This window comes from Stenotrophomonas maltophilia group sp. Smal12, from assembly GCF_037079935.1.
GTDB lineage: Bacteria > Pseudomonadota > Gammaproteobacteria > Xanthomonadales > Xanthomonadaceae > Stenotrophomonas > Stenotrophomonas sepilia.
On the sequence record NZ_JBAWUK010000089.1, the window covers coordinates 1 to 8,230 of the forward strand.

10 protein-coding genes and 1 pseudogene are annotated in these 8,230 nt (G+C 61.1%); 5 read left to right on the forward strand and 6 right to left on the reverse strand.

The window, feature by feature from the left end; translation table 11 throughout:
• Positions 1–154: 154 nt before the first annotated feature.
• Entirely contained in the window at positions 155–655 is a 501-nt protein-coding gene (locus WDC87_RS21330) for a response regulator (protein ID WP_252745285.1), read from the forward strand.
• Here WDC87_RS21330 and WDC87_RS21335 read toward each other — a convergent pair.
• Together WDC87_RS21335 and WDC87_RS21340 are read right to left on the reverse strand one after the other, a co-directional pair.
• Positions 640–1,068 (reverse strand): response regulator, encoded by a 429-nt coding sequence (locus WDC87_RS21335; protein ID WP_252745284.1) that lies wholly within the window; start codon positions 1,066–1,068, stop codon positions 640–642. The two genes, WDC87_RS21330 and WDC87_RS21335, sit on opposite strands and share 16 nt — an antisense overlap.
• A gap of 15 nt (positions 1,069–1,083) precedes the next feature.
• Positions 1,084–2,094, reverse strand: coding sequence for a PAS domain-containing protein (locus WDC87_RS21340; protein ID WP_252745283.1), 1,011 nt, complete (start codon positions 2,092–2,094; stop codon positions 1,084–1,086).
• A gap of 44 nt (positions 2,095–2,138) precedes the next feature.
• Between WDC87_RS21340 and WDC87_RS21345 the strand changes: the two genes are divergently transcribed.
• The 4 genes from WDC87_RS21345 (at position 2,139) to WDC87_RS21360 (ending at position 4,377) form a co-directional block, all read left to right on the forward strand.
• Entirely contained in the window at positions 2,139–2,663 is a 525-nt protein-coding gene (locus WDC87_RS21345; RefSeq protein WP_235649995.1) for an EAL domain-containing protein, read from the forward strand.
• Positions 2,664–3,231: 568 nt separating this feature from the next.
• Entirely contained in the window at positions 3,232–3,708 is a 477-nt protein-coding gene (locus WDC87_RS21350; RefSeq protein ID WP_046272126.1) for a chemotaxis protein CheW, read from the forward strand.
• Between the two features lie 117 nt (positions 3,709–3,825).
• Positions 3,826–4,059, forward strand: coding sequence for a hypothetical protein (locus WDC87_RS21355; RefSeq protein WP_252745282.1), 234 nt, complete (start codon positions 3,826–3,828; stop codon positions 4,057–4,059).
• Positions 4,060–4,098: 39 nt separating this feature from the next.
• Positions 4,099–4,377 (forward strand): hypothetical protein, encoded by a 279-nt coding sequence (locus WDC87_RS21360; protein WP_125892001.1) that lies wholly within the window; start codon positions 4,099–4,101, stop codon positions 4,375–4,377.
• Positions 4,378–4,589: 212 nt separating this feature from the next.
• Here the strand turns inward: WDC87_RS21360 and WDC87_RS21365 are convergent.
• From WDC87_RS21365 to WDC87_RS21380, 4 genes and pseudogenes are all read right to left on the reverse strand, one after another.
• Positions 4,590–6,817, reverse strand: a pseudogene (locus tag WDC87_RS21365) (methyl-accepting chemotaxis protein).
• On the reverse strand, positions 6,817–7,158 hold the full coding sequence (locus tag WDC87_RS21370; RefSeq protein WP_252745281.1) for a hypothetical protein: 342 nt from the start codon (positions 7,156–7,158) through the stop codon (positions 6,817–6,819). Before WDC87_RS21370 ends, WDC87_RS21365 begins: the two are co-directional and overlap by 1 nt.
• Before the next feature lie 114 nt (positions 7,159–7,272).
• Positions 7,273–7,656 (reverse strand): response regulator, encoded by a 384-nt coding sequence (locus tag WDC87_RS21375; protein WP_046429004.1) that lies wholly within the window; start codon positions 7,654–7,656, stop codon positions 7,273–7,275.
• A 60-nt stretch (positions 7,657–7,716) separates the two neighbouring features.
• A complete protein-coding gene (locus tag WDC87_RS21380; protein WP_301655335.1) occupies positions 7,717–8,133 on the reverse strand; it encodes a BLUF domain-containing protein in 417 nt (138 codons plus the stop codon).
• Positions 8,134–8,230 lie beyond the last annotated feature (97 nt).

An 8,230-nucleotide genomic window follows, 5' to 3' on the forward strand; every position in this document is an offset into this window, starting at 1 on the left:
GGAGTGTCCAGGCGGGAGGGGGTGGGGATTGAGTATCCAGCCCTCGCGGCAAAACCGCGTCAAGGCGCGACGGCGCCCTCGCCTTCCCGTGATTGCCGTCATCACAGGGATGCACCAGCGCTTTACTCCCCGTCCTGCATGATTCCTCGAATTTTTGATCAACCAGGTTTGCTATGACTGCCTCTCGTACCCTCGCATCCTTCTTGTAGAGCACGACGTCGCCATCCGCGAATCGATGCAGGACGTTCTCAAAGACAGCGGCTATGACATCACTGCGGTCGGAGACGCTGAAGCGGCTGTGGAGCGCTTGGCGCAGCAACCCGCCTTCGATCTCCTCATCTCCGACGTGGGCCTGCCGGGGATGAACGGGCACGATCTCGCCAAGCACGCCATGGCACGCCACCCTTCCGTGACGGTCCTGCTGGTCACCGGTCACGGGGGCGTTTCCGGCGCAGACCCACACTTCCTCGAAAACGACGTTATGCTGCTCAAGAAGCTTTCACGCTGCTGGAGTTGCTGGGAACGGTTCGTTCGACGCTTTGACGGCTTCCAGCAACAACTCGGTCACTCTTCTTTCCAACTCCCCCGCGGCGAACGGCTTGGTGAGTATCTCCATGCCAGACTCAAGCTGGCCGGCTCCTACCGCGACGCTTGATGCATAGCCGGTGATGAATAACACCGGCGTGTCGGACGGCGCTGCCGGCCCGCGTCCGCCACCTGCCGCCCATTGAGCGAGCCCGTCAGGCCCACGTCCGTAATCAGCAAATCAAAGTGCTTTTCGCTGGCATGCACAGTGAGGGCGTCGCTGCCGTTTGCAGCCGCCTTCACGCGGTGGCCCAAACTGCTCAGCACCTCTTTCACCAGCGTGCGCATGGCGGTCTCGTCTTCTACCAGAAGGACCGAGCGACCAGGCGACGTGGCTGGGGGAAGCGCGGGCGTTTCCTGGATTCGGTCATCGGTATCAGCCGTGCTTTGCGGCAAATAAAGGTGCATCGTGGTTCCCACCCCAGGGATGGAGTCAACCGCCACCTGACCGCCGGATTGGCGCGTGAATACGTAGATCGGCAAGCCCCACCCCGTGCCCTACCCGATCGGCTTGGTCGTGAAGAAGGGCTCGAACACCTTTTCAACAACGCTCGCGTCCATGCCGGTTCCCGTGTCTCGGACCGACAAGCGAACATAGGGTCCAGGCGTCAGCACCAAACGCTCCGCCAGTCCGCCATCGACGTGTGAGAGCTCGGCCTCAATCGAGATGCGCCCTCCATCCGGCGTCGCATCGCGCTCGTTGATGCACAGGTTGAGAAGGGCGTTTTCCAGCTGCGGAGCATCCACCCGCACGACGTTCTCCACTTGATCCGACCGCGTCTCGATCTCAATGGAGGGCCCGATGGAGCGGGCCAGGATGTGGAGCGTCCTGTTCACCATGGCCGACACGTGGATGGCCGACGGTGCCAACGTCCGCCGGCGAAAGAACGCCAACAGTCGTTGGGTTAACGCTGCAGCTCGGTCGGCCCCCGTTCGAGCCGTCTCCACGTAGCGACCCAGGTCCTCCAAACGGCCTTGGCCAACGCGCATCTCCAACAGCTCCAAGCCCATGGAGACCCCGGTGAGCATGTTGTTGAAGTCGTGGGCAATGCCGCTGGCCAGTTGGCCGGGGGACTCCATCTTCTGGCCCTGTCTCAGCCGTTCCTCCATCGCCATCAGTTCGTCAGTGCCGGCCTGCACCCGCTCTTCAAGCGTTGCGGTCAACTGCTGCAAACGCTCTTGAGCCACGCGGCGATCGGTGATGCCGGAGGCTGCACCGAACCACTCGCTCACGTTGCCTTCGCTGTCCATCAACGGGACTGCCCGCAACTGTATCCAGCGGACGGAGCCGTCTGGCAACAAGGCGCGGTGTTCTACCTCCAACGGCGACGCCAACTCCGGGGCATGAGCAATGGCCAATTCCACCGCGGGCCTGTCCTCGGGGTGGATCAGCTGTTGACGCCAGTTGCCCCCAGTGGCCTTGAGCTCGGCCATGTCCCCTTGGCGATAAATCTGCTCCTGCTGCCAATCGGGGGAGATTGAGTAACGCGACTGGGTGGCCGCGGCCACCAGTGCCCCCAGGGGCCGGCCGCTTGCGCCTAGGATTGGCACAATTGGCGCAATGGAAGCGTGCTGGCCTTGCGTTGAGCCTTTCCATCAACCTCTCCGCTCGGAATGTCGCGCGGCAAGGAATGGCCGATGAACTCGTGGCCAAAATCCACGCGCAGGGGTTGGATTGCCAGGACGTGGAGGTCGAGATCACCGAGGGAGAATGGCTGCGGGTCAACTCGCTGCCGGGCGAGCAACTCAAGCGGATGGCCTCGTCAGGCATTCGGCTCGCGGTGGATGACTTCGGCAGCGGCTACAGCAATTTCGGATACCTGACCGAGTTGCCCATTCACACGCTCAAGCTCGACAAGTCGCTGATAGACGATATTTCCGAAGACCAACGCGCGTTGCTCAAGGTCCAAGCGATCGTCGGTCTGGCCCATGATCTGGGCTACTCGACCGTCGCTGAAGGAGCCGAGACGAACGGTCAGGTCGCCAAGCTCCAAGGCCTTGGGTGTGACGAAATTCAAGGTTTCGCGCTTTCCAGACCCATCAGCGCCATTGAGTTGGCCGAGCTCCTTGCGCCCTGACCCGAGGGAGTTTGATACTCGGTCTTCCAGCCGACGAACCGTCCCGGATGGAAGCACGCGGAAGGATCCTGCAGCGTGCGTATCGCTTTCAGGAAGTCTGCGAGATCGCTGAGGCCGCTGACTGCCTCTGGCCTATTTCAGGACCCTACCCGTGGCTAAACCGGCTTTTTTTTTGCTTCGCTTTGTCAATGGAGAACTGACCTCCGACGGCGCTCTGGCGCGTCTGCATGCTGTTGAGGCCACTTGTAGCAGCTGTGGTCTCACCTCGCTGCTAGCACCGGGCGAGGGCCTGACGGACTTGGAAGGCGCCAGTGTGATAGTGTGCCCACACTGCCAGAACCACCAAGCGGTGAGCCGGATGAGGTTGGAAGAGTTCATGAAGCGAATGGCCGGCACGAACGCTACAGCCACCGCTAACCCATCGTCTTCGGACGACGGGCAGGTCTTGTCAGAGTGAGGCCCTTGGCCTGCCAATCTGAACGCCTCGGATTTCCTAGGGCATGAATTGCCACGGTGGACACATTAAGGGCATGATGCGATCGCCCTTTGGTCTTTGCCCACAGAAACCATGACCGTTCCCCTGCCTTATGATCCATTTCTGCAGGCCTCATCAGAGCCATTGCTGGAGCTGGTGATTGTGCGTGTGGGCTGCGATTTGTTCGGTGTGGATGTCGAGTCGGCCGTGGAAATACGCGGACCAGAGACGCTGACCCGAACCCGGGACCGCCAGTTTGTAGTCTCGATCAGAGGGCAAGACGTCCCTGTGGTTGATCTGGGCTTGATCACCGGAGGCGATGCAGTCGGGACGGGTTGTCCAGCAATGCTGTTGGTTCAATCCGCGGTTCAGCTGTTCGCCCTTGCAGTGGACGAAGTCTTGGTCATCGAGAGCCTGTCTGCCTGGCGTGCCGAGCCTGCCGCTCACAGCGACCGATTCGCTGAGCTCTGCCCGCAGGGCGTGCAGCTGGGGAACGGCAAACGCGTCGCCGTCATTGACCCTGGTCGTGCCCTATCCATTCAGCAACGGCTGGAGATCGATTCAGGTTGATTGCCCAATGCTGCACGGTGCTGCCGCTTTCAGTTGCAACCGATTCGCGCGCGTTCCAAGTTCCACGCTTTGCGGTAATCTCTGGCTGACAACGCGATTCCGTGCATGGGGCGCTCGATGGAGAAATTCGACGGAGTAACGTGGTTCCCACTGGACAGGTTTGAAGTCGGCATTGACGCCGAAACAGCAGTGGTTGCACTCGGGCTTTACCAAGTTCGCAACGCGGCCGGTGACTCGACCATGTGCGGCTCGACGATGACTCCGACGCAAGCGGAGCGAATTGGCAATGCCCTTCTGATTGCCGCCAACCGTGCTCGCCTGACGATCCCGGGCTCAAGCAGCAGCCACTGATCCTCTTCTGTGTTGATGTGCCTGCTCGCGGAGGGCTTGGTGAACGACGAGGTCAGGGACGCATTTTTGCGTCTTCAAGAAGCAATGAATCGCATGCATATACGTGTTGCGGCGCTGGAAGCCGCCACAGTGCTCCTGCTTCGCACGAACGCCGGCAACGCCAACGTCGCAGACGAGTTTGAGCGCAGCATTCGGCACTACCTCCAAGGGATGGACCAGCACCGGGACCATGTCTTCGCGTTCGAGGAGATCGTCGAGCCATGGCTGGGCATCCTGAGGGAACCATTGGCTGGCATTCCCCCGTCTCCGAGCCGCTGAACTGCCAAAGCGGAGCGGCCATCGGGCGGCCGTAACCTCGGCCAATGCCATTGCCGCCTCGCCGCCTCACGGCGCAAGGCGCCGAGCTTTCGGCGCGCTTGCGGGTCTGAGGCCGCCATCCAGGCGGCCTCACCCACGGTGACTTCAGCGGCAACTTCGGTCAACCATGCCCTGCGAGCGACCATGCGTTCGCACTGGCCTTGGAAGGGCGGTTAGAACTCCTGCCAGTGCGCTGCGTCCGCAGATACCTGCCGTGCGGGACGAGCTGGCAATGCCTTCGGCGGGGTTGGCTTGCCCGCGTAGGCGGTTTGAGAAAGGCGGGAGCCGTCCACAGCACCTGGCTTGGCCAAGCTTGCACTGGCCGTGGCTGGCGTCTTTCCCTGCGCGCGTTCATTCACCTTGAAGACCGCGACGGCGGTTGCCAGCTGTACCGACTGGTCTTCCATGGATCGGGCAGCGGCGGTCGCTTCTTCCACCAACGCGGCGTTCTGCTGGGTCGTTTCGTCCATCTGAGAAACAGCCTGGTTCACTTGCTCGATGCCCGACGCCTGCTCCTGAGAGGCGGCAGATATCTCACCAATGACGTTGGACACGCGCTCAACCGAGCTGACAATCTCAGACATCGTCTGGCCAGCCTGGTCAACCAGCGCCGATCCTTGAGCGACCTTGGCCACAGAGTCCTCGATTAGCCCCTTGATCTCCTTGGCTGCAGAGGCAGAGCACTGTGCCAACGTGCGCACCTCGGAGGCCACCACGGCGAACCCTCGACCCTGGTCCCCGGCTCGAGCCGCCTCCACGGCCGCATTGAGTGCGAGGATGTTGGTCTGGAAAGCAATGCCATCGATCACGGAGATGATGTCCCCGATGCGGCGCGACGAGGCTTCGATACCCCCCATCGTCTCCACTACTTTCCCGACCACTCCACCGCCCTGCCCGGCCATGCGCGAGGCCCCACTGGCCAACTCGCTGGCCTGGCGTGCATGCTCGGCGTTTTGGTGCACGGTGGAGGTAAGCTCCTCCATGGACGCCGCCGTCTCTTCCAAGTTGGCCGCTTGTTGTTCGGTGCGTCGCGACAAGTCGCCATTGCCCGCGGCAATTTCCGTCGACGCGGTATTGATTGCCGTGGATGCCTGCTGGATGCGGGAGACGATATCGGTCAGCTGAGCCACGGTCGCGTTAGCGTCTTCGCTCATCGTCGCAAAGACGCCGCGGAAGTCGCCTTCCATGCGGTGGGTCAAGTCGCCAGAGGCAATGGCCTGAAGCAAGGTGGAGACGGCGCTGAGGCTGTGGTCAGCTGTCTCCATCAGACGGTTGAGGTCCGAAACCATCAATTCAAAGTCGTGCTGGAACGCAGACGTGTTACCGCGGGCGGAGAAGTCGCCGTCGGCAGCCGACACTGCCAACCGCTTGATCTCCGTGTTGATCGCCAGCAGACTTGCTTTGGCAGCGTCCATCGATTCGTGGAGCACGCCCGGGAGCCGGGCAGGCGTCGCGCGTCACGCCGCAGGTCACCGGCCGCATACTCGTTGAGCACTTGGATGGCATCCAGGATGGCCTCAAGGTGCTCGAACACCATTGTGTTCATGCCCTTGGCCAGCTCGCCGTAGACACCGGGCAGGTCCTCCGGAATCCGGTGCGAGATGTCTTCGGCCTCGTGAAGCTTGACCATGACCTTGGTGTCGTTCGAAAAACGCTCCAAGGTGGCAACCATTTGACGGAGGGAGAGCAGCATCTGGCCCGCCTCATCGCGGCTCTGGTAGTCGGTTCGCACGTTGAGGTCGCCATTGGCCACGCTGCGGATAGCGGGCAACGCCTCACCAATGGGCCGGGTGACCGAACGGCTGATCGCCCACCCCAGCACGCTTGCGACCAAGTACAGCACCGCCAAGACCAAGCCTGTGATCGACATCAGGTTGTTGAGGCTTGCTGCGTTGGTTGCGAGTTCAGCCTTCATGCCGCGAAGGCTGTATTCGCTGACTTTATCCATGGCGTCGAACAGCGCCACGCGCTTTGCCCTGGATTCTGTCACCGAGATCGTCTGCGCGGCCTCGGCATCGCCAGCGAGGAGCGCAGCGTGAAGCTGATCGTGGATGACAAAGTAATCGCTCAACGCAGCGCTGACCGGCTTGAACAACGCGGCATCTTCGCCATCGGCGAAGGACCGCAGGTATTGCTTCACCAGCTCGTTGATCTTGGCCTTGCCCGCCACGATCCGCTGTTCGTATTGCTTGACGGCCTCAGCGGAAGTGGCTTCGCTGACCTGGGAGGTTTCGTAGATGCGGAGATCGCCGAACTGCGCACGCATCTCTCCGATGGCATAGCTGCCAGGCGCCCAGACGGACTCAATCCTGGACAACTCCTGCTTCGAATGTGACGCGCGGACAATAGTGAAGATGCCCAACGCCAAGGTCATGCTGGTCGTTATGGCGAATGCCAGCATCAGTTTTTTGGAGATGCTTCCGACGTGGCTTCGTCGGCGCACAGGAAGAACACGGCGTCGCCGTGGCTTGAAGCACTCAACGCGCTATGAATGGAGATAAGCGCGGCGAAAGGAGACCTGACGAAGGCCTCCTGGTAACTGTGGCCTTTGATCTCGCTCGCCGTGGCCAACAGCGCGCGCTTGGCCTGCTCCGCTCGATCAGAAAGCGGCCGATTGCTGGATTCGGGAAATCCAATGGCGAACGACGTATTCAGGAGCCAGTTCTTGAACGCTGTCTGCAGGACAACGATCTGGTCGCCGTCTTGAAAGTGACGGTGCTGAACGACAGTGCTTCTGATCATGCAAGTAGCGCGCATTGATGGGCAGCAGCGACGTTCGCTTCCAGCGTATCCACTGTAAAGAGGAAGGCTTGCGGTCCAATGCACTCCAAAGGGCGGATGCATGTTGCCAGTCAGCTAGCGCACGTGCGCGCCTGCCGGTTCGCCTCTGCAATCTTTGCCAAGCGCCTCGATCCAGGAATCGATCTGTTTGACGCCGTAGGGCTTGGACAAAACACCCCGATCCCGGTGCCGGCTGATCACATCGTTCGGATGAAGCGTGGAGGTAAAGAAGAAAGCGATGCCATCGCGCCGAAGTTCGTCTGCCAACTTGTATGCACTGCGCCGGGCGTCAGGGCTGGCGGGCACATCCAGAATGACGACGTCGACGTGCCCCGCTTGCGCTGCGCGCAAGGCTCCTGAGCTGAATTCCAAGCATTCGACGTCATAGCCGAGCTCTCTTAGTTCGACTCCAACCAACTCACAGATGGAGGTTTCAATGTCCACGAACAGAACGTTCATGTGGATTGCCGTTCCACAAGGTCGGGTCAAATTTTCCACACGGTCAGCAGCTGGTTCAAGCTAGTTGGGACGACTTCTGCTTTCGGCAAAGCGCACAAGGAGATCCATCGCCGTTGAATTCATTGCGTCCGCATCGCCCCGCTGAGAGAAGCTGGCCCAGTCTGCCATCGCGATGCTCTGCAGCTGGCCCTCCTTGGCCAAAAACAGCCGCATAGGCCACCGCGGCAGCCGACGTTGCGAGACACGCCCGCGTGCCAACTCGATGAAGTTCAGGTGGCTGCGCACTTCGGATGCCCTGGCGTAGGCAACGCGAAGGCCATCCGGTGGACCCTCCAGGTAGGACAGGAACCGGGCCCCGTCGTACAAGGTCACCCCGGTCACGCCGGCCTGTCTGTTGAACCGCTCCGCGTCGGCTATCAACTCAACCAGCCGCCCAAGGCTAAGGTATGGACCGGCCAGAGTTCTGTAGACACTCAGTTGCCGCTCTGCGCGTAGCGCCTTTCAAACTCTACCGGTGACACGCCGCCAGCGGAACCATGCCGGCGGATCGGGTTGTAGAACATCTCGATGTAGT